This window comes from Aquirufa aurantiipilula (assembly GCF_019923745.1).
Taxonomy (GTDB): domain Bacteria; phylum Bacteroidota; class Bacteroidia; order Cytophagales; family Spirosomataceae; genus Aquirufa; species Aquirufa aurantiipilula.
The window spans coordinates 1-291 of record NZ_JAANOG010000052.1 but is presented as its reverse complement, the minus strand read 5'-3'; the positions used below and the strand labels follow the sequence as shown (position 1 = coordinate 291).

The window sequence follows — 291 nt, the reverse complement described above, 5'->3', positions numbered from 1 at the left end:
TACCGTTAGCATCAGACTTAGTCCAAGTAACGGTTTGTCCTGAAGTACTTACTGGGTTGTTGTTAGCATCCGCCAATTGAGCGGTGATGGTTACTGTAGCCCCAGCCACAGGAGATGAAGATGAAGAAGTAACTAAGTACTTAGTAGCCGTACCAGCTACTGTCGTAATGGTAGACGAAGTACCTGTGATAGCCGAAGTAGTACCTGTAACCGTAGTTGAAGTTCCAGCCACGGTATGTGTGGTGAATACGACTGTTGCCACACCACTTGCATTGGTAGTCGAAGTAGCTG

Annotated in this window: 1 protein-coding gene; it reads right to left on the bottom strand. The window is 47.1% G+C overall.

All coding sequences use genetic code 11. The annotated features are described in order from the left end of the window. A partial coding sequence (locus tag G9H60_RS13315; RefSeq protein ID WP_223144524.1) for a hypothetical protein occupies positions 1-291 on the bottom strand: 291 nt, incomplete at both ends.